The 20,708-nt window shown below is 61.1% G+C and carries 19 protein-coding genes; 11 read left to right on the top strand and 8 right to left on the bottom strand.

Annotated features, from left to right (window positions below):
* Positions 1-5: 5 nt before the first annotated feature.
* From NKH67_RS29815 to NKH67_RS29800, 4 genes are read right to left on the bottom strand one after another with little or no spacing between them, the layout of a single operon-like run.
* Complete coding sequence (locus tag NKH67_RS29815; protein ID WP_353032453.1) at positions 6-1,205, bottom strand: mandelate racemase/muconate lactonizing enzyme family protein; 1,200 nt, start codon at positions 1,203-1,205, stop codon at positions 6-8.
* Positions 1,206-1,222: 17 nt separating this feature from the next.
* Positions 1,223-2,584, bottom strand: coding sequence for a mandelate racemase/muconate lactonizing enzyme family protein (locus NKH67_RS29810; RefSeq protein ID WP_353032451.1), 1,362 nt, complete (start codon positions 2,582-2,584; stop codon positions 1,223-1,225).
* 56 nt (positions 2,585-2,640) lie between these two features.
* Positions 2,641-3,807, bottom strand: coding sequence for a mandelate racemase/muconate lactonizing enzyme family protein (locus NKH67_RS29805; RefSeq protein WP_352841880.1), 1,167 nt, complete (start codon positions 3,805-3,807; stop codon positions 2,641-2,643).
* 54 nt (positions 3,808-3,861) lie between these two features.
* Positions 3,862-4,572 (bottom strand): GntR family transcriptional regulator, encoded by a 711-nt coding sequence (locus NKH67_RS29800; RefSeq protein WP_352503622.1) that lies wholly within the window; start codon positions 4,570-4,572, stop codon positions 3,862-3,864.
* Between the two features lie 208 nt (positions 4,573-4,780).
* Here NKH67_RS29800 and NKH67_RS29795 point away from each other — a divergent pair, with 208 nt between their 5' ends.
* From NKH67_RS29795 to NKH67_RS29770, 6 genes are all read left to right on the top strand, one after another.
* Positions 4,781-6,259 (top strand): ABC transporter substrate-binding protein, encoded by a 1,479-nt coding sequence (locus NKH67_RS29795; protein ID WP_352503623.1) that lies wholly within the window; start codon positions 4,781-4,783, stop codon positions 6,257-6,259.
* A 79-nt stretch (positions 6,260-6,338) separates the two neighbouring features.
* A complete protein-coding gene (locus NKH67_RS29790) occupies positions 6,339-7,298 on the top strand; it encodes a carbohydrate ABC transporter permease (RefSeq protein ID WP_353032448.1) in 960 nt (319 codons plus the stop codon).
* Positions 7,298-8,188 (top strand): carbohydrate ABC transporter permease, encoded by an 891-nt coding sequence (locus tag NKH67_RS29785; RefSeq protein ID WP_352503625.1) that lies wholly within the window; start codon positions 7,298-7,300, stop codon positions 8,186-8,188. Before NKH67_RS29790 ends, NKH67_RS29785 begins: the two co-directional genes overlap by 1 nt.
* Before the next feature lie 10 nt (positions 8,189-8,198).
* Positions 8,199-9,296, top strand: a complete 1,098-nt coding sequence (locus NKH67_RS29780) for an ABC transporter ATP-binding protein (protein WP_352474430.1) — start codon at positions 8,199-8,201, stop codon at positions 9,294-9,296.
* A 33-nt stretch (positions 9,297-9,329) separates the two neighbouring features.
* A complete protein-coding gene (locus tag NKH67_RS29775; RefSeq protein ID WP_352474432.1) occupies positions 9,330-10,493 on the top strand; it encodes a mandelate racemase/muconate lactonizing enzyme family protein in 1,164 nt (387 codons plus the stop codon).
* A 22-nt stretch (positions 10,494-10,515) separates the two neighbouring features.
* Complete coding sequence (locus tag NKH67_RS29770; protein WP_352474433.1) at positions 10,516-11,265, top strand: ribonuclease activity regulator RraA; 750 nt, start codon at positions 10,516-10,518, stop codon at positions 11,263-11,265.
* Here the strand turns inward: NKH67_RS29770 and NKH67_RS29765 are convergent, their stop codons facing one another.
* From NKH67_RS29765 to NKH67_RS29755, 3 genes are read right to left on the bottom strand one after another with little or no spacing between them, the layout of a single operon-like run.
* Positions 11,266-12,087, bottom strand: coding sequence for an alpha/beta hydrolase (locus NKH67_RS29765; RefSeq protein WP_502893830.1), 822 nt, complete (start codon positions 12,085-12,087; stop codon positions 11,266-11,268).
* 11 nt (positions 12,088-12,098) lie between these two features.
* Positions 12,099-13,586, bottom strand: coding sequence for an NAD-dependent succinate-semialdehyde dehydrogenase (locus NKH67_RS29760; protein ID WP_353032443.1), 1,488 nt, complete (start codon positions 13,584-13,586; stop codon positions 12,099-12,101).
* Positions 13,587-13,604: 18 nt separating this feature from the next.
* On the bottom strand, positions 13,605-14,831 hold the full coding sequence (locus NKH67_RS29755; RefSeq protein ID WP_353032441.1) for an iron-containing alcohol dehydrogenase: 1,227 nt from the start codon (positions 14,829-14,831) through the stop codon (positions 13,605-13,607).
* Positions 14,832-15,154: 323 nt separating this feature from the next.
* Here NKH67_RS29755 and NKH67_RS29750 point away from each other — a divergent pair, with 323 nt between their 5' ends.
* On the top strand, positions 15,155-15,856 hold the full coding sequence (locus tag NKH67_RS29750; protein ID WP_352503630.1) for a GntR family transcriptional regulator: 702 nt from the start codon (positions 15,155-15,157) through the stop codon (positions 15,854-15,856).
* A gap of 151 nt (positions 15,857-16,007) precedes the next feature.
* The gene (locus NKH67_RS29745) at positions 16,008-16,601 is read left to right on the top strand and encodes a DJ-1/PfpI family protein (protein ID WP_352493019.1); all 594 of its coding nucleotides are present in this window, start codon (positions 16,008-16,010) and stop codon (positions 16,599-16,601) included.
* A 62-nt stretch (positions 16,602-16,663) separates the two neighbouring features.
* Here NKH67_RS29745 and NKH67_RS29740 read toward each other — a convergent pair whose 3' ends face one another.
* Entirely contained in the window at positions 16,664-17,560 is an 897-nt protein-coding gene (locus NKH67_RS29740) for a GntR family transcriptional regulator (RefSeq protein ID WP_353032439.1), read from the bottom strand.
* A 167-nt stretch (positions 17,561-17,727) separates the two neighbouring features.
* On the opposite strand from NKH67_RS29740, the gene NKH67_RS29735 reads away from it, so the two are divergent.
* The 3 genes from NKH67_RS29735 to NKH67_RS29725 all read left to right on the top strand — a co-directional run bounded on the left by NKH67_RS29735 (position 17,728) and on the right by NKH67_RS29725 (position 20,570).
* Positions 17,728-18,780 (top strand): ABC transporter permease, encoded by a 1,053-nt coding sequence (locus NKH67_RS29735; protein ID WP_353032437.1) that lies wholly within the window; start codon positions 17,728-17,730, stop codon positions 18,778-18,780.
* Positions 18,777-19,562 (top strand): ATP-binding cassette domain-containing protein, encoded by a 786-nt coding sequence (locus NKH67_RS29730; protein WP_352725937.1) that lies wholly within the window; start codon positions 18,777-18,779, stop codon positions 19,560-19,562. Before NKH67_RS29735 ends, NKH67_RS29730 begins: the two co-directional genes overlap by 4 nt.
* Before the next feature lie 93 nt (positions 19,563-19,655).
* Positions 19,656-20,570 carry a sugar ABC transporter substrate-binding protein gene (locus tag NKH67_RS29725; RefSeq protein WP_353032435.1) on the top strand — a complete coding sequence of 305 codons (915 nt, stop codon included), beginning with the start codon at positions 19,656-19,658 and terminating at the stop codon, positions 20,568-20,570.
* The last annotated feature ends 138 nt before the right edge of the window (positions 20,571-20,708 follow it).

Genomic DNA, 20,708 nt, shown 5'->3' with positions numbered 1-20,708 from the left:
ATGGTTCAGTCGAAGAAGCCTGCATCCTCATCCCGGAGATACTTCCTGGCTGCTTCGGCGTCGATATCGAGGCCCAGCCCCGGCGCTTCCAGCAAGTCCACCATGCTGTCCTTCACGATCTGCGACGGCAGGCCGATTACGAGGTCCTCCCACCAGGGGTCGGAAGCGCTCGGGCATTCGAACGCGATGAAGTTGGCGGGCAGGGTGGCGCACACATTGATCAGCGCGCCGAGGCCGAGAAGGCCGTTCGCGGTGCCGTGCGGTGCCATCAGAATTGAGTGCATATAGGCGTGCTCGGCGACCCATTTGAGCTCGGCAATGCCGCCAATATCGGCCGGATCGGGGCCGATGACGCGCACCGCCTGCGTTTCGATCAGCTCCTTGAAATTGTGCCGCAGGTATATCTGCTCGCCGGTATGGATTGGCGTCGAGGTGGAGGTGGTCAACTCCCGATAGGCCTGCGGATTGACCCACGGCACATAGTCGCCGGTCAGCATGTCCTCGAGCCACATCAAATTGTACTTCTCGACCGCGCGAGCGAACTTGATTGCATCGGGCAGCATCCAGCCCGGGCCGCAGTCGAGCGCCAGGCTGACCTTGTCGCCCAGCACTTCCTTCATCGCCATCACGCAGTCGAGCATATGGTTGAAACCGCGCTCGCTGATCACGCCCTGGTCCATGGCACCGTGATAGCCGGCCTTCTTCTGCGTCACGCCGTAGTGAAAGCCCTCGATGGTGTCCTTCATGTTGGAATGGAACGAGATTCCCTGCTTGATCATGAAGAAATTCTGCGGCTGCTCCATCATCCATTTCACGTCAGCGGCGTAATCCTCCGGCCGGTCCCCCGTTCGCTTCTGGCGGATCGAGCCGTTATAGACGCGCACCTTGTCGCGCACCTTGCCGCCGAGCAGTTTGTAGGCCGGCACGCCTGCGGCCTTGCCGGCTATGTCCCACAGCGCATGCTCGATAGCGCTTACCGCCGCGCCATAGGGCTTGAAAGAGCCGCGTTGGCGGATCTTCAGCATCACCCGCTCGACGTCGGTAGGGTCCTCGCCGATCAGCGCCTCACGGAAATGCAGCACCCAAGGCTTGAGATAGGTCTTGGTGAACTCGACTTCGCCAAGGCCATAGAGGCCCTCGTCGGTAACGATGCGGACTATTGGATGTTTGCCGATGACGGCGCAGCGGAGATCGGTGATCTTCATCTTCGGTTCTTTTCGCCTCAGCTCCAGATACGGTCCCAGGAATACTCGTCGTCCCAATGATCCGTGGGCTGCCAGATGCCGGTGACACCCGGCTGCAGATGCTGCGAGATCACCTCGTCGACGACGTCGTCAATCCCCAGGCCAGGTTTGTCCGGAACAGTGATAAAGCCGTCCTTCACGAGCGGCTTGGGAAGGCCGGTGACGATATCGTCCCACCAGTCGACATCGGCAGAGTGGTATTCGAGCGCCATGAAGTTTTCGGTCGCGGTCGCGACATGTGCCGCGGCCATTGCGGCGATTGGACTTTCGGCCATATGGATGGCCATTGCGATGCCGTGGTCCTGGGCCATGTCGCCGATCTTCTTGGTCTCGAGGATGCCCCCGCTGGTGAGCAGGTCCGGGTGGATAATGGAGAGGCCGCCGCTCTTGAGCAGAGGCTCGAAGCCTTCCTTAAGGTAGATGTCCTCGCCGGTGCAGATCGGCACCGTAGTGGCGGCCTGCAGTTGCCGGAACTGCTCGGTGTACTGCCATGGGATCACATCCTCGAGCCAGGCCGGCACGTATTTTTCAATCCGCCTGGCGAGCCGAATGCCGTTCTGCAGCGAGATGTGGCCGACATGGTCAATGGCGAGCGGAATATCCATACCGATAACATCGCGAACCTCGGCAATGTACTGTTCAAGCAGGTCGAGGCCCTTGTCGGAAAAGTGGAGGCCGGTAAACGGATGGGGGACGTTATGCAAATCGTAAGCGGCATTGCGGGTGCGCCGCTCCTCCATGGTCTTGACCGGGCCGCGGCCGGGATGGATGCGGTACCCTTCCAGTGAACCGGCAGGGGAGACGACCGCACCGGGTACATCCGCGATCTGCATCAGCCCCAGATCCATCTTGAGGAAGGTGAAGCCGAGCGCCATGCGCTGCTTGAGGCGCTTGCCGGTCTCGGTGCCGCTCGGCACGGTAGCGTCGGTGTCGCAATAGACGCGCACCTTCTCCCGAAACCGACCGCCGAGCATCTGGTAGATGGGAACGCCATAGGCCTTGCCGGCGAGATCCCACAACGCGATCTCGACCGCCGAGACGCCGCCGCCTTGCCGGCCATGGCCACCGAACTGCTTGATCCGGCGAAACAGGCGGTCGATGTCGCAAGGGTTCTCGCCAAGCAGCCGGCTCTTCAGCATCAGCGCGTAAGTGGCACTGGCGCCGTCGCGCACCTCGCCAAGCCCGACGATGCCCTGGTTGGTGTAAATCTTGAGCAGGGTCGAGGTGAACGGCGCGCCGACGATTTCGGCTACCCGCATGTCGGTGATGCGAAGCTGGGATGGCTTGGAGTTCGCGTTTACCCGATTGAGCGCTTCGTCGGCGCCACCTGTCTTTGCCATGACTTATCCTCGTTTTCGGCTTGTCGTCTCGCACCCGGGGCCGGCATAGAGTGTTGCTAGCCCAGCTCAATCTCGTGGGCCTGCAGGTAGTCGCGGTCCATCTCAATACCGAGACCAGGCTTCGACGACAGCTTGAGGCTGCCGTTCGAAATGTCGAGTGGTCTGTCGATCAGGTGATCGTATTTGCCCAGGTTCCACTCCGATGTTTCGAGTTTGTAGAAATTGGGAACGGTCATCATCACCTGCGCTCCCGCAACCACGTTGATTGGTCCGGCGGCGTCATGTGGCGAGACCGGCACGTAGTAGGCTTCGCACAGTGCAGAAATCTTCTTGAGTTCGGTAATGCCGCCGGTCCAGGTAACGTCGGGCATGATGTAGTCGGCGAGCCTGTTCTCGAGTACCGGCACGAAATCCCACTTCGTGTGGCCGCGCTCGCCCCACGAGATGGCGGTATTGACCTTCTCACGTACCTGCTTGAGGGCGTTAAGGCTCTCGGGCGGGCAGGGCTCCTCAAACCAGTCGATCTGGCCGGCCTCCTCGAGGCTCCGACAGAGGCGAATGGCGGTGGGGACATCGAAGCGGCCGTGCGCATCGATGAGAATGTCGACATCGGGTCCTGCCGTTTCGCGGATCAGAGCCGTGAGTTCGGCGGCCTCGCGCTCGTCCTTGCGGGTCATGCTGCCATCGAGGTAGCCGTCTCGCTGTTCGCGGGGCAGGCCATCGGCGCTGCGGCCCTGGTGGGGGTAGGGATCGAACTTGAGCGCAGTGTGTCCGGACTCGACAATGTCTAGAATTTCGCGGACCACGGCCTCCTTGCTGGTGAATTTGGCCTGGTTGGGATGGGTGTAGAGCGCGATTTCATCGCGTACCGGCCCGCCAAGCAGCTCGTAAATCGGCTTGCCGAGGACTTTGCCCCGGATGTCCCAGAGGGCAATATCGATGGCGCTCACGCATTCGACGGCGGCGCCGCGGCTTCCCATGTAGGTGAAGCTGCGGAAGATCTTGTGCCAGAGATGCTCGATACGCGCGGGATCCTCGCCTGTCACGGCGACGCCGATCTGCCGCAGGATCGTGCAGAGAGCGCGGTTGGCGAGCCTTGTCGTGGTGGTGATCTCTCCCCAGCCACTCACTCCCTCGTCGGTCGTCACTTCGACGAACAGGAACTCTCCCCAGTAGGAAGCATCGGACTTGATCAGCCACGGCCGAATGCTCGTGATTTTCATCTCAACTACCTTTGCCTGGAAATGGTCAGCTAACGATGTTCTGGACTGGACATTCTATCCGGCCCGAGCGGCGTTGCGCGCTCGCATCTGTTCGAGAATATGCCGGCCCGAACCCTCGACATGGCGGGAAACGAGTTCAGCCGCCTTGTCGGCCTCTCCCGCCTTCACAAGCGCGATGAGTTCGCGGTGCTCGCGCATGATCGCGGCACGTCGCGCCAGCGTGAAATTGAAACGACGGCTCACGGCTCGCAGCACTTCGCGGTGCTTCCACCAAAGCTCGGCGGCGTGGCGGTTGTAGTGCCGCTGGTACATCACGGTGTGGAAAGCGGTATCCAGCTCACTGTGCCTGAATGTGTCGGCGAAGTTGTTCTCTTCGATCAGGCCTTGGAGACGTTCGAGTTCGGCGATGTCCTCGCCGGTAGCCATATTCACAAACCATCGTGTCAGGGCTGGCTCGATCAGAACACCGATCTCGTAGATATCCCGGACAAAATCTTGATCAATGGGTCGCACGCGCGCCCCGCGGTTGGCGATAAAGGTGACAAACCCTTCGCCGCGCAACAACTGCAGGGCCTCGCGCACAGGATTGGTCGAAGTGCCGTGACGCCGGGCGAGATCGGTCACGACAAGCCGTTCGTTGGCAGCGAGCCGTCCCTCGATGATATCTTCCCTGATCAATTCATAAAGCGAGGCGCCCTCGCTGGAGGCCCCGATGGGATCGGTCCCCACCGGTGGCATCGCTTTGAAATCGCTTATTTCGGCCAAGGCCGGCTCCCCAATTTAATACATACCTTGCCCGATATCACACACGGCTTTCGCAAACAATGTACGATTCTGCGCGTTGACAGGCAATTCATGATCTGAAAACGTACCAAGCGATCGAGAGGATACACTGAGCTGGCAGAAGCATCCTCGCGATCGAAACGAGTAAGGACCGCTTCAGGGCGGCATGGGAGAACCAGGGAGGATACCTATGACGAGAATTGCGCTCGGCAGCGCCGTCCTGCGCGGCACTGTCGCCACTGCTTTGATGGCATCCCTGACGTCTACATCGGCGCTGGGTGCACCGCCGGTCGACCTGAGCAAGTGGTCGCCGGAGTATGTGCGCTCGATTGCGGGCACACAGGATTTTGACACGGCGGCCGATTGCGCCAAGGTCACCCCGCTCGATTACAAGGGGCGACTGACATTCTGGTATCAGGGCGTGTTCGAGGGCGACCCGGACCTCCTGCGCCAGTACTACAAGGATTTCTTCGAGACCTTCCGCAAAACCTATCCGAACATCCAGCTCGAGGAACAAGCCCTCACCTATAACGACCTTCTCGACAAGTTCCGCACCGCGCTCCTGGGCAATGCCGCGCCTATGGCGGTCCGCCTGCAGATCCTGGGTGGTACCGAGTTCGCCTCAAAGGGCTATCTGCAGCCGCTCAAGCCAGAGGATGTGGGGTATTCGACAGAGGATTTCTGGCCCGGCGCCATGAAGGCAGTGACCTGGGAGGGCGTGACCTACGGCATTCCGACCAACAACGAGACGATGGCGTTCATCTGGAACGCCGACATCTTCAAGCGTGCCGGCCTCGATCCGGACAAACCGCCGGCAACGTGGGACGACGTGGTCAAGTATTCCAAGCAGATCCACGACAAGCTCGGCATTGCCGGATATGGCCTCGTGGCTCGCAAGAATGCCGGCAATACGCCGTACCGCTTCATGCCACAGCTGTGGGCCTATGGCGGAGGTGTCTTCGACGAAGCGACGCCGAACCCGACCTATGAGCAGGTCCAGCTCGATAGCCCGCAAAGCAAGGCAGCGCTGCAAGCCTCCTACGACATGTATGTTCGCGACAAGTCGGTTCCGGTTTCGGCACTCACCAATCAGCAGGCCGATAATCAGCCCCTGTTCGTCGCTGGCCAGCTCGGCATGATGATCTCGCACCCGTCCGATTACAACGTCATGCTCGACCTGCAGAAAAAGGCGACGGGCACCGACAAGGACAAGGCGCAGACGGTCATCGACAACATGCGCTACGGCCTGATCCCGACTGGTCCCGACGGCAAGCGCGCCGTCGTGTTCGGCGGCTCGAACATTCACATCCTGAAACCCGAATATGTCGAGGGCGGCAAGGTAGACGAGCCGGCCGCGAAAGCTATCATCTGCATGTGGACGAGCCCTGAATGGTCGCTGAAGATGGCCTACGCCGGATCAAACCCTGGCAACCTCAACGGCTTCAAGACCAAGTGGATGAAGGAACGTCTGGACAACATCAAGTTCCTCGACGTCACCACCTCGATGCTGCCATACGGCATCCCGTTCCCAGCTCTGCCGCAGGCCCCCGAGATCATGAACATCATCATCCCGGACATGCTGCAGAATGCCCTGACCGGAGCGATGACCGTCGACGAGGCAGCGGACGATGCGGCCAAGAAGGTAAAAGACCTGATGGGCGGACTCTAGTCCAAGCCACACCTACGACCTGGACCGGCTGCGCCGCTGGCGCAGCCGCAGCGTTCCGAAGAAAAAGGGCACGCCACAAGTGACGATCGTGACCGGCAAGGCCGAGGCTCGCCGAAGATTCCAACCCGGTTGGTCCGGCGCGCTGCGGAAGGTCTGGGAGCATCGTGCGGACTACGCGTACGTGCTCCCAGCGATCGCCGTGATGCTCATCGTCATCGCCTATCCGATCTACTACACGGTCGAGCTGTCGTTCTTTAAGACACCGCCTGGCCTGCAACTCCGCGACAAGACCTTCATCGGCTTCGACAACTACACGACCATCCTCACCAGTCAGGTGTTCTGGAAAGTCACCTGGAACACACTGATCTGGACTCTGGGGTCAACTTTCATCTCCTTTGTCCTGGGGTTTGCCACAGCGCTGGCGCTCCACCGCGACTTCATCGGCCGTGGTGTCCTGCGCGCCGTCCTGATCATCCCTTGGGTCATCAGCGCCGTCGCCGCCTCCTACATCTGGAAGTGGATCTACCATTCGGACTTCGGGATCATCGGCGCGGTGCTGGTCGGCCTCGGATTGGCCGACCAGCCGCCGAATTTCATCGACAATGTCAGCACAGTGCTGCCCTCCCTGATCGTCGTCAATATCTGGCGCGAGTTTCCGTTCGCCATGATCATGATGATGGCCGGCCTGCAGACAGTCCCCGACCAATTGCTGCGCGCCGCAAAAGTCGACGGTGCCAATGCATGGCAGCGCTTTTGGCACGTCACCTTCCCGCACTTGCGCAACGTCTCGGTGGTGACGATGCTGCTGCTCGCGGTGGCCAACTTCAATTCCTTCATCATCCCCTGGATCATGACCGGCGGCGGGCCGTCGAACGCATCGCATATCTGGATAACCCACATTTACGAGCTCGCCTTCGGACGGCAGCGCTGGGGCGTGGCATCGGCCTATTCGGTGCTCCTGTTCCTCACGCTGATGACGCTGGGCTACTTCTACGTCCGTGCGTTAAGCGGCAACGAGCGGAAAGAGGGGAGCGCCTGATGAGCACGATTACCGAGACAGCGCCTCGAGCCCAGACCCGTCGCCGCATGCGCGTCGACGGATGGCGGTGGGCCGGGCGCATATTCCTCGTGTTCATGCTGCTTTATACCGCGTTGCCGATGATCTGGATGCTGATCACCTCGATCAAGTCCGGATTCGCGGCGACGCAATTCCCGCCGCAATGGTGGCCGGACGAACCTACCCTCGCCAGCTACCAGAAACTGCTCGATCCGCAGAACAGCGTCGGCCAGGACTTCCTCCGCTTCTTCTGGAACAGCCTTTTCGTGTCGACCGTCACGACAATCCTTTCGGTGATCGTGGCTGTCCCAGCGGCCTACGCGTTTTCGCGCTTCAGTTTCCCCGGCCGGAATTTCCTGTTCTTTGCCGTGCTGCTGCGCAACATGTTCCCGGCGGTGATCTTTCTCGTGCCACTCTTCATCCTGATGCGCGCCATCGGTCTGATAAACACGCATGGCTCGCTGATACTCACCTATCTCACCTTTGGCCTGCCGCTGGCGATCTGGCTGCTCAAGGGCTTTTACGACAATATCCCGGTGCAGCTTGAGCAGGCGGCGCGCATCGATGGCGCAACACGGTTCCAGGCCTTCATCATGATCGTGATGCCGCTCTCGACGCCGGGGATCATCGCCACCGCAATCTATTCCTTCATCGGCGCGTGGAACGAGTACATCTACGCCTACACCTTCCTCTCCAAGAACGAGCAGTTGACCCTGCCGGTCGGCATCCAACGCTTCTTCTCGGAAAATACGACGGACTTTCCGGGCCTGATGGCGGCCAGCTTCATGATGAGCGTGCCCGTCGTGGTGCTGTTCCTGGTCCTGCAACGATACTTCGTACGCGCCCTTACAGAAGGCGCGGTCAAGCACTAGGGAGTTGCCGATGGCCCACGTGGTCCTCCAAGATCTCGTCAAGAGCTATGGCAGCTTCAAAGCTGTCAACCACGTCTCGCTGACGGTCAATGACGGCGAGTTCGTTGCGCTCGTCGGGCCTTCAGGCTGCGGCAAGACAACCACGCTCAATCTTGTCGCGGGGCTGACCCCGATCACAGCGGGCGACATCATCATCGGCGAGCGGGTGGTCAACGACCTCGACCCCAAGGACCGGGACATCGCAATGGTGTTCCAGAACTACGCGCTCTACCCGCAGAAATCGGTCTACAAGAACCTGGCGTTCCCGCTTCAGATGCGCAAACTCCCCAGGGACGAGATCGACAAAAAGGTCAAGGAAGCGGCGCGAGTGCTCGACATGACGCACCTGCTCGAGCGCAAGCCGCGCGAACTGTCGGGCGGGCAGCAGCAGCGTGTGGCCCTTGGCCGTGCCCTCGTTCGCGACCCCGCCGTGTTCCTCATGGACGAGCCACTGTCTAACCTCGATGCCAAACTGCGCGTGCAGATGCGGTCGGAGATCAAGCGTTTCCACCAGGACCTCAAGGCGACGATCATCTATGTGACGCACGACCAGCTCGAAGCCGTGACCATGGCTGACAAGATGGCGGTGATGAATGGCGGCTACCTGCAGCAATACGATTCACCGGCGCAGGTCTTCGCCCATCCGGTGAACATGTTCGTGGCCAGCTTCATCGGCAGCCCGGCGATGAGCCTTATTCCGTTAGAGGCCTCGATGGCAAACGGCAACACGGTGTTGACCGGCGCCGAGGGCTGGCGCCTTGAGCTCTCACCGCGCAATGCCCAGAAGGTGGCGAAAGCGACGACCAGGAAAGTCGTGCTCGGCGCACGTCACTCGACGATCAAGCTCCACAAGAGTGCGGTCCCTGGTTCCATTCCGGCCAAGGCCTACACGGTGGAACCGACCGGAGACGTCACCTTCGTCCAGGCGTTCCTGTCCGGCGCCATCGTCAACGTCAGTGTGCCGCCGAACATTGCCGTCGCGCCCGACGAGCAGATCTGGCTCGAGTTCGACCAGGAGCGGATGCATCTGTTCGATGGCGAAACTGAAATGGCCCTCAAGGCCAACTGAGATAGAGCGAATGCGCGTGAAACGTGGGCGTGGATGACTGAGAAACTTAAGATCACCGCGATCAAGCCCTATCCGGTGTGGGTAGGAACGCGCAACCAGATGCTCGTCAAGGTCGAGACCGACCAGGGCATCTTCGGCTGGGGCGAGAGCGGCTTGAGCGGTCGCGAGAGGGCCGTGGCCGGCGCGGTCGAGCACTATCGCGAGTTTCTCATCGGCCGCGACCCGATGCAGATCGGGCGGATCTGGCAGGAGGTTTACCGCAGCCAGTACTTCGAAGGCGGGCGAGTCCTTCAGGCGGCGATTTCCGCCATCGACATCGCCCTTCACGACATCAAGGGCAAGGCGCTGGGCGTGCCGGTCTACGAGCTGCTGGGCGGCAAGCAGCGCGACCGCATTCCCACCTTTGCCTCGACCGGCGACGAGGCCGAGGGCGACGTTGCCATCGAACGGGCCCGCGAACTTCGCGCGCAGGGGTGGCAGGCGATCCGCTTCTTCCCCTTCGGGCAAAACAGCAAGGACATCTTCGAGCCGCGCGAGTCCATCGGCGCTACCGCAAGTATGCTGAACAAGGCGCGCGAGGCGCTGGGCAGCGACGTGGTCCTCGGCCTCGACTATCATCATCGGCTGTCGGTGGCAGAGGCCGCGAGCTTCTGCAACAAGCTCGGTCGCGGCGTGCTTGATTTCCTCGAGGAGCCGATACGGGCCGAAACGCCGGAGGCCTATGAATCGCTGCGCACGATGACCGAAATCCCCTTTGCCATAGGCGAGGAATTTGCCAGCAAGTGGCAGTTCCTGCCCTACATCGAGCGCGGCATCCATCAGTTCAACCGGCTCGATGTTTGCAATGTCGGCGGGCTCACCGAGGCGATGAAAATCGCTGGCTGGAGCGAGGCGCATTATGTGGACCTGATGCCGCACAATCCGCTTGGTCCAGTGTGCACGGCCGCGACCGTGCATCTCGCTGCCGCGGTACCCAACTTCGCGTGGCTCGAGACCAGGGCACCCGAAACAAAGCTGGGCTTCGACAATTCCGACTTCTTCCCCGTGCAACCACGGCTCGACGGGACCGATTACCCGGTCGGCGATCTGCCGGGGCTCGGCGTCGAGGTCAACGAAGTTGCGGTCCAGGCGCAGAGTTTGCGTTTCTGGGAAGCGCCTCACCTTAAGCGCCGCGACGGTTCTGTTGCGAACTGGTAGTTCCATTCAATCGGAGTCCACAATGACACATACTTCCGACATCATGCGGCCGCCTAAGGACCTGATCGACGCACTCAGGGAGATCGGCGCCGCGACGGTTGCCGGCACGCTTGGCCATATGGGTTTCCGCAATCCGCACATGGTCGGTCCGGTGGCGCAAAACCACGGGAAGTCGATCGTCGGGCCGGTGCTGACGCTGCAGTTCCTGCCGCAGCGGCCGGACCTCTTCACCGAAGGAGAATATGCCGATCCGGAGACACAGCTGCACCGGCACGTGCTCTATCACGCGCAGGAGGGCGATGTGGTCGTGGTCGACGCGCGCGGCGACATGAGCTCGGGCGTCTTCGGCGATATGATGTCGACGTATTTCAAGGGCAGGGGCGGGGCCGGTATCGTCATCGATGGGTGCATGCGCGACCGGCCCAATGTCGAAAAGCTCGACCTGCCCCTATGGCTGCGCGGCTGGACGCCAAACTATCATGTGCAGACCAGCATCTATCCCAATGCCGTCAACGTTCCGATTGCCTGCGGCGGTGTCACGGTGATCCCGGGCGACATCATCGTCGCCGACGACGACGGGGTGGTGGTGCTTCCCGTCGTGATGGCCCCGAAGGTGATCGAAGAATCACAGAAGCATCATGATTGGGAGGAGTTTTCGCGAGCGAAGCTCATGGAGGGCGGGCCGTTGCAACGCTACTATCCGCTGCATGATGATGCCCGCGGAGAGTACGAGGAGTGGCGCAAAACAAATCGCCTGGAGAACCCGAGTTAGTCAGCAGGCCTTGGCGATCAGTTTTGCCAGGCAATCGCCAGCCTCGGTCCCCGGCACGCCAAGATCTCTGACACTGTCCATATGGTTGCGGTTCGGGAGCACATGCGACGTTACCAACGATCCCTGCCGCAGCAAGCTTGCTTTGAATCGATCGGCTTGCTGATGGAAGGGTGGCGTCTCGTTGGCTCCGACCAGGACCGCCGCCTTGGTTTGAGCATCATGCCGACAGGCGAGAGGTGTGAACATGGCGACTTCCTCGTCGGTTATTCCAATCTCGTTGGCGAGAAAGGAATCCTGGAGCGGCTTCAAATCATATAGTCCGCTCAGGAGAAGGGCTGCCTTCACATTCGAGGGGGTATGCTCGCCTTCGAACAGGAACGTTGCAAGATGGGCTCCAGCCGAATGACCACTGACGGTCAGGGCCGCCGGGCTTCCGCCATGATCGGCGATGTTGGCCAGGACCCACTGCTTGGCGCGGCGCACCTGGTCGACAATCCTCGCCATTCGGACCTTGGGCATCAGAGCATAATCAAGGATGACGGCGATGGCCCCGGCTTGGGTAATCGTCGTCGCCATATATGAATAGTCGCGCTTGGAGAACATTCTCCAGTAGCCGCCATGGACAAAGATGTGCACCGGTAGCGCCGTTCTTTTGCCCGCGGGAAAGAACAGGTCCATGGTCTCGGTCGGATCCGGTCCGTAGGCCACGTCGGCGGCCATCGGAATGGCGGCGCGGGCGACCTCGCTGCGGTCAACAATGTCCTGCACGATTTGGTCAAAATCAGCAACGTGGTCGCGGATGCGAAAGGGATCGCCTTGCATTCTTCTTCAGCTCACATGCTGACGGCGAGGTATTTCGCCTCCATGAACTCGGCAATGCCGTGATGCTGCCCTCCCTCGCGGCCGAGCCCACTTTGCTTGACGCCGCCGAAGGGAGCTGCCGGATCAGACATCAGCCCGCGGTTGAGAGCAATCATCCCGGCCTCGATGCGGGAAGCCACCCGCATGCCGCGCGCCAGATCGCGCGTGTAAATGTAGGCAGCAAGCCCATATTCGGTGTCATTGGCGCGTGCGATGACTTCGGCCTCCGTTTCGAAGCTCGAGATTGGCGCCACCGGCCCGAATATCTCCTCATGCGCCATCTTTGCGTCGCCCGGCACGTCGCGAAGCACCGTCGGAGGATAGAAGAAACCGCGCCCGGACAGGACTGAGCCGCCGCACATGACCCGCGCGCCGCGTGTGACCGCGTCGACGACAAGGCGGTCTATCTTCTCGACCGCCTTTTTCGTGATCATGGGCCCGCATTCCGTGTCCGGATCAGTGCCAGGGCCGACCTTGAGCGACGACATTCGCTTCTCGAGGCCATCGCAGAAGGCTTCGTAGATGCCGGATTGCACATAGAGGCGGTTTGCGGCCGTGCAGGCCTCGCCGGCGTTGCGCATCTTGGCCACCATTGCACCATCGAGCGCCGCTTCGAGATCGGCGTCGTCGAACACAATGAACGGTGCGTTGCCGCCCAGCTCCATGGAACACGAAACCACATGCCTGGCAGCCTCTGCCAGCAGAGCGCGGCCCACACCCGTCGAACCGGTGAAGGAGAGTTTGCGCACCCGCGGATCGGCCAGCATGGCGGCTGTCAAAGGCCCGGGACTGGAGGTTGTCAGGACATTGACCACCCCTGGTGGAACGCCCGCGTCCTGGTAGAGCGCGGCGAGCGCATAGGCGGTGAGGGGTGTCTCACTGGCTGGCTTCAGGATCACCGTGCATCCCGCGGCAAGTGCCGGCGCGATCTTGCGCGTCGCCATCGCGGCAGGAAAATTCCAGGGCGTGATCAGGATGCAGATGCCGACGGGTTCGTAGTCGACCACAATGCGATTGGTGCCGGAAGGCGCAGTACCGAATTCACCGGTAATGCGAACGGCCTCCTCGGCATTCCAACGGAAAAATTCCGCCGCGTAAGCGATCTCGCCTCGGGCATCCCGCAGGGCCTTGCCGTTTTCCAGTGCGATGAGAGTAGCCAGTGCCTCCGATCGTTCCGTCATCAGTTCAAAGCAGCGTCTGAGGATCTCGGAACGTTTTCGCGGCGGCGTTGTCCGCCAGCCATCGGCTGCCTTGGCAGCGGCTTCAACGGCAGTGGCGGCGTCGTTCACGGTCGCATCCGGCACAGCGGCGATGACAGCCTCGGTCGATGGATCAATGACCAGAATCACCCTGCCATCCGCGGACTGGCGCCATTGGCCGCCAATATACAGCCGGTGCGAGATTGTGTGGAAGTCGCTGACGCCCTGATCGTCAGTCAGAACCTGTGAAAACGTGTTCATCTCGATATTCCCGATCGTTTACATGACGCAGCTGGCGAGGTCGCCATCAAAGGCGGCCTGGACCAGACGTCGCATGGTCCGCAAATCGAATGGCCGCGGATTGTTCTTGATGAGGCGCTCGATAGCGATCGCCTGTTCCGCCGTCCAATCGAGCTTATCGGCGGGCAGCCCCAGCTCGGCCAACGTGGGGGTGATCCCGATTGCCCCAAACAGCCGGCTGACTTCGGCAATGGTCGCGTCGGCCAACTCGTCGGGCGTCCGGCCTTTACCATCGAGGCAGAGCGCGTTGGCGATCTCGACCATCTCGGTCGCTGCGGCTGTTTTGTTGTACTTCATGACGTACGGCAACATGGTGGCGACGCCCAATCCGTGAGCGGTGTGGGTTATCGCGCCAACCGGATATTGCACGGCATGCGCTGCCGCTGTGCCGGCCGTTCCGAACGCGCAGCCGGCTGCAAGTGCACCCATCATGACGTCGGCCCGGGCGTCCTCGTCAGAGGGCCGGCGGTATGCCGTTTCAAGGCTTCGGCCAAGCAGCTTGATCGCCAGCAGGGCGAAATGATCGGTCAAGGCGGTTTTGCCGATAAAGACATGTTTCTGCGGAAGGCCGGGATCGGTCCCCCGCCTGGCGGCGGTGAAGGCCTCGATTGCATGCGTCAGCGCGTCAGCGCCTGCGATCGCCGTCAATCCCGGCGGGCATGTCATCGTCAGTTCAGGATCGCAGATGGCCGCGGCCGCGATCAGATACGGGCTGGAGATGCCGACCTTCAGTGTGCGATCCGGATCCGAGATCACGGCAACCGGGGTGACTTCAGAGCCGGTGCCGGCTGTCGTCGGCACCGCGATCAGCGGCAGCGTCGGGCCGGGCACCTTGAACTCGCCGTAGTAATCCTGGAGCTGACCGCCGTGACTGATGAGCAGCGCGGCGCATTTGGCCATGTCGAGACAGCTGCCGCCGCCAATGCCGATCACCATGTCGGGCGCGAACTTCCGTGCTTCCTCGACGCAGACGGCAACGGTGTCCCGAGGAACGTCGGGCAGCACACGGTCATGCACCAGTACGTCTATCGAGGCGGCTCGCAGCGCCGCGACAATCTCTGCGAACGGGCCCGTTGCGGCAAAACGTTCATCGGTGCAGACGAGCGCGCGACGCCCGAGCCTGGCCGCGACAACCGGGATGACGTGGCGTTGGCCCTTCCCGAAGAGGATTTCGCGCGGCAGCCTTAGGGCAGCGAAAAGGCTCATGACCTGCATCCTGTGATGATGTCTGGATTGGAATGCGAGATGGCGTTCAACTCGGCCCCAAGGCCGGGTTCGATGTAAAACCCGTCTCGCAACGCGGTTGCGTATCGACGTGCCGAACCATCGTCCGCAACGCTGGCGGTCCGTTCAGCAGGTGAGGAAGCACGGGCTGCCAGGGCGGCACGCTGTTCCAGCAGGGCCACTGCACATTCGATTGCTTTGTCTCCTAGCTGCCGCAAATGATATCCTCGATAAAATCGTATAGGATATAGGATTGCATTGGCCGGAGCATCGTGTTAGCAACTCAATGTGTCAAGAGGCAAAACATGCAGGCCATGAACTTACCCAGTCTAGACGAAGCGAACCTCGCCGGCGGGCGTATCCAGCGCTCCAGCAGCCTGGTTGAGGACGTCTACGAAGCGATCTTTGCGCAACTCATGTCCCTGAAGATTGCGCCGGGCTCGCGCATCACCGTCGACAGCCTGGTCAAGGAATTCAACGTATCCCACACGCCGATCCGCGAGGCGCTCGGCCGGCTCGAAGGCGAAGGCCTGGTGCTGAAGACGCATCTGATCGGTTACCGCGCTGCGCCGCAGATCACGAAACGGCGGTTTGACGAACTTTATGAGCTTCGCCTGCTGCTCGAACCTCATGGCGCAGCCAAGGCAGCCGCGCTCATGGACGAGGTAAAGCTCGCGCAGCTTCAGACATCCGCCGGCGTCATGGCGCGCCGTGAGGGCAAGGACGAGCGCCTGCGGTATTCCAACTTCGCCCGCCAGGATGCCATTTTCCATGACAAGGTCATGGAATTCGCCAACAACGAACTCGTGCGCGAGACACTGGCGCACCAGCATACCCACTTCCACATATTCCGCCTGATGTTCCATTCGCGCGTCACCGAGGAGGCGCTTGACGAGCATGAGGCCATCCTGGCCGCTTTCGCTGCGGCCGATCCTGCCGCTGCCGAGCAGGCGATGCGTCGCCATATCGAGCATTCCCGCGACCGTTTGTTGTTGGCGTTCGACTGAGACTGTCCCGATGTCCCCGTACCCGCCGTTGACGGTCATCACGCAGGCCAGTGCCAACGAAGACTACTTCCCCGATTCACCCTTCTAGAAACTCAAACCTACCAGGCGAGTACAGGTCTCGCCCGGCCGTTGTCACAGGAAAGGAAGTACCATGCCAGGCAAAAAGATCCTGATGCTGACCGGTGAATTCACCGAGGAATACGAAATCTTCGTCTACCAGCAGGCGATGGAAGCGGTGGGCCACACCGTGCACGTCGTGTGCCCAGACAAAAGCGCCGGAGACCTGATCAAAACATCGCTGCACGATTTCGAGGGCGATCAGACCTACACCGAAAAGCTCGGCCACTATGCGCTGATCAACAAGACCTTTTCCGACGCTGAGAAGCAGTTGGAGCAATACCACGCTGTGTACTGCGCCGGCGGCCGTGGCCCCGAATACATCCGCACCGACAAGCGCGTACAGGCGATGGTGCGCCACTTCCACGAAACCAAGAAGCCGATCTTCACGATCTGCCACGGCGTGCAGATCCTGATTGCGGTGGACGGCGTCGTGCGTGGCAAGAAGGTCGGCGCACTGGCGGCTTGCGAGCCCGAAGTGACGCTTGCGGGCGGCACCTATATCGACCTGTCTCCAACGGAGGCATATGTGGATGGCACGATGGTTTCGGCAAAGGGCTGGACGGCCCTTGCAGCGTTCATCCGCGAATGTTTGAAGGTGCTGGGAACGGAAATCCGTCACGCGTAAGCGTTTGCTTCCGACGCGTTCCAGAGGATGCGTCGGTTCCCTTGAAGGGCGGGTCGACTACATCATTCAACAAGTCCGATAAGCGAACGCGTCAACGTTGCTCTTGCCGACGCCAGGTGCGCTCGGCAGGCCCGCTCAATCCGGTCAGATTCGCGGCTTTCGAGCGCATCGATATAGGCGAGATGCTCGAGGATTGCCGCCTGGTTGCGCTGCTTTTCGTCCTGCTTGTTCCACTGATAGTGGTAGTGAAAAATGAACGTGATGATGTCGTAGAAATCATCGATGAAGCGGTTCGGTGAAGCCTCGTTTATGAGCCGGTGAAACCGGTTGTCCAGGCCGGAGAAGTTATGAAAACGGCCCTCAATTCGCTCCAGCAGGTCGGCATGCGCCATCTTGAGCGCAGCGAGTTTCGACCATAGGGGAGAACTGTGCGGCTGTAGTGAAAATAGTTGCGCCGAACGCAGTTCGAACATCACCCGGATCTCGAAGAGCTCAAGTGCAAAGTCTTCGGTGAAGCCCTTGAAAAGCCAGCCTGAATTCGGCCGTTTCTCGATCAGTCCAAACCGGCTGAAGCGGATCAGGAATTCGCGAATTCCGTTGGTCGCAACGCCGAATTGGCGCGCAAGCTCGAGCTCATTGATGCTGGTTCCAGGCCTGGTGTCGCCCCGCAGCATCCACTCCATGAATTGCTGTTCGACATGCTTGGCGCGAGGTGTGGTTTCGGCGTCCGGATAGTAATCGTTGTCGCTGACCGGGCGGCCCGTCGACCTGAGGCCGTGGCGTTCGGTGATAAGTTCGCGGTGAACCAGTTCCCGCAAAACCTTTCTGACGGTTGTGCGGCTGACGCACATTCGCCGTCTAAGCTCATTTTCGGAAGGAAGTTCACCGGCCAGTTGCCCGTCGCGCAGCATATTCGCAGCTCGATTGAAGGCCTTCTTGTAGACGGTGTCGGTTCTCATCGGATTTTCCTTGGGAACTATAGCTTGTCCTTTTAGCATGAACTTTATCCATAAAAAACAACTTGACCCGGCCCGGCCGGTTGTTTTTTATCGATAAGAAGAGGACCTGAACACGAATTGAGTTTTTGACGACGCGGCTCGTACAAGCCGCGGCGGGGAGGGGAAATTTGCCTGAAACGGGAAACACCGGCACGACTGTCGGCGAGGCAGCGTTGCCGGCATCGAGGAAGTCAGAAGCCGTTCCCGGCCTTGCGCTCGGCCTGATGCTGCTGAGCGCTGGTCCGGTGGTCATCCTGGTGCTGCTGATCGCCGTCCTCAGCTTTCTGTCGCCCTATTTCCTGACGGGACGCAATCTCAGTAACATCCTCGCCCAGACGGCCGTCATCTCGGTTGTCGCGATGGGCCAGCATCTGGTCATCCTGACACGCGGCATCGATCTCTCCGTCGGCTCGAACCTTGCACTGGCTTCCGTCGTCGGCGCGCTGAGCTTTCATGCCGGCGCTCCCGCCATCATCGTGATCGCCGTGATGGTTGGCTGCGGTGCCGCGGTCGGCGCCATCAACGGGCTCTTCTACGTCTTCGGCCGGCTGCCGCATCCTTTCATCATCACGCTGGCGACATTGAGCATCGCCAAGGGGCTGGCCCTGCAACTGGCCGATGGCCGCGCCATTCCTGGCATGCCGGATTCGATCGATGCGCTTGGCCGCGAGGCGGTCTGGGGCCTGCCTGGATCGATTTTCGTCGTTGCGGGCGTTGCCGCGGTTCTTTCCGTCATGGCTAAAACCATGGTCTGGGGGCGCTGGATTTATGCCGTCGGCGGCCGGCCCGACGCCGCGCTGCGCATGGGCATTCCCGTGTCCTGGGTGCTGGTTTCGGTCTATGTCATCTCAGGACTGTGCGCCGGCATCGGTGCCGTCATCCTTGCCGGCCGCACCGACGCCGGTTCGCCGCTGTTCGGCAATCTGCTGGAACTGGACACGATCGCGGCGGTGATCATTGGCGGCGCCAGCTTTCTTGGCGGTCGCGGCCACCTCGGCCATGCCTTGATCGGCGCCATCATGATCGGCGTTATCCGCAACGCGCTCAACCTGCTCAACGTCAATGTCTTTTTCCAGCTCATCGTCATCGGCGTGGTCATCGTGATCGCGGTCAAGTCCGACGTGCTGCGCAATTACCTCGAAGGGCGTGTGCGTGTGCTGCAAGCCGGAAGGCAGTCATGAGCGCCGTTGCGGCCAAAGTCGATCACGCGGTCACGGCGGACAATCCCGTGCTGGCGGTACACGGTGCTACCAAGCGTTTCGGTTCGGTTCTGGCCCTCGACGATGTCAGCATCGAGGTGCGGCGCGGCGAGATCGTCGGCCTGCTCGGCGACAATGGCGCGGGTAAATCGACGCTGACCAAATGCATCAGCGGGGTGCACCAACTCGATGCCGGCGCGATCCTTTTGGACGGTGCGCCAACGCAGATACGCTCCCCTGCGGATGCGCGCTTCGCCGGCATCGAGACCGTCTATCAGGATCTGGCGCTGTTCGACAATCTGACGCCGGGACAGAACTTCTTTGCTGGTCGCGAGCTGGCTGGCCCGCAATGGCTTCCGCGCGGCCTGCGGTTTCTGCAGCAGCGCCGGATGGACGCCGAGACCCGTGCTCTGCTGGCAAACCTGAAAGTTACGCTGCCGCGGCTGGATGCCGTCGTCGCCATGATGTCGGGCGGTCAAAGGCAAGCGATCGCCGTGGCCCGCTCGACCGTGTTCGCCCGCAAGGTTGTCATTCTGGATGAGCCGACCGCCGCACTCGGCCTGCGTGAATCACGCCAGGTGCTCAATCTGGTCGCTGCGCTCCGCGACCAGGGCAATGCCGTCATCCTGATCACTCACAACATGGAACACGTCGTCGAGCTCGCCGATCGCGCGGTGGTGCTTCGCCAGGGCCGCAGGGTCGGCGAACTGGTGCCGACCAAAGGCAACAAACAGGAACTGGTTTCCATGATCGTTGGAGCCTGACCCGTTCGAAATTTGGGGACCTTTCAGGTCCGCAAATGCCTGAAGCGTCTCCCGCCGGGAGGCGTCTCAATCCAAGGGAGGAATACAATGCCAATGAACCGAAAACTGTTCGCAGGGCTGGTGATCGCTGTTGCGTTTTCCGTGCCGGCTTCGGCCGCAGACAAGATCAAGGTTGGCCTGATTACGAAATTCCCGGTGCCGTTCTACTCGACCATGGAGGACGCCGCCAAGAAATACGCGGCCGCTCATCCGGAGATCGAACTGGTCACCGGCCAGGGCCAGGCAGCTACCGACATCGAAGGTCAGATCGCATTGATTGAGTCCATGATCACGCAGGGCGTCAAGGGGCTGGCAATCACGCCGGTCGACCCGACGGTCGCGCCGGCGCTCGACAAGGCGGTCGCCGCCGGCATCAAGGTGGTTCTCGTCGACAACAGCATTCCCAACTGGAAAGGCCAGACGGCATTGGTCTCGACCAACAACCTCAACGGCGGCAAGATCGCCGGAGAGTATCTTAAAACGGTGCTCAAGAGCGGTGACAAGATCGGCATCCTGCAAGGCGTTCCCGGGGTGCCGGCTCTGGATGACCGGGTCACGGGCATGATGGAGGGATTGGGCGACGTCAAGATCGATGTCGTCGGCAAGGGCGCAACCAACTGCACGCTGGAACTTGGCACGTCAGTGACCGAAGACATCCTCACCGCCAATCCCGATCTCAAGGCGATCTACTCGGCCTGCGGTCCGCCGATCCCTGGCGCCGTCAAGTCGATCAGCAATGCCGGCATTGCCAACGACAACCTCATAGTGGTCGGCTTCGACGCGTGCTGCGGTGAGATCGAAGCGATCAAGTCGGGGGCGGAGGACGCCAGCGTAGCTCAATTTCCAGCGAAAATGGGTGAGCTTGGCATCGACACTGTCGTCAAGGCCATCCGCGGGGAACCCGTCGAGGCCAATGTGGATACCGGCGCCGGACTGGTGACGCTGCGGAACGTCAAGGACTTCGAGTGATCCACCAGCGGTGGGGGGGGGGGGGGCGCCGGGCCCCCGCGGCGGGGGGGGGGGCGCGGGGGGGGCGGGGGGGGGGGTGTTTTTTTTGGGGCCCCCCCAAAAAACTGAGGGGGGCTGGGGAGCGGCGGGGGGGGGGTG

The organism is Mesorhizobium sp. M0968, assembly GCF_040319065.1.
Taxonomy (GTDB): Bacteria; Pseudomonadota; Alphaproteobacteria; order Rhizobiales; family Rhizobiaceae; genus Mesorhizobium.
This window is presented reverse-complemented; position numbering and strand designations above follow the sequence as displayed.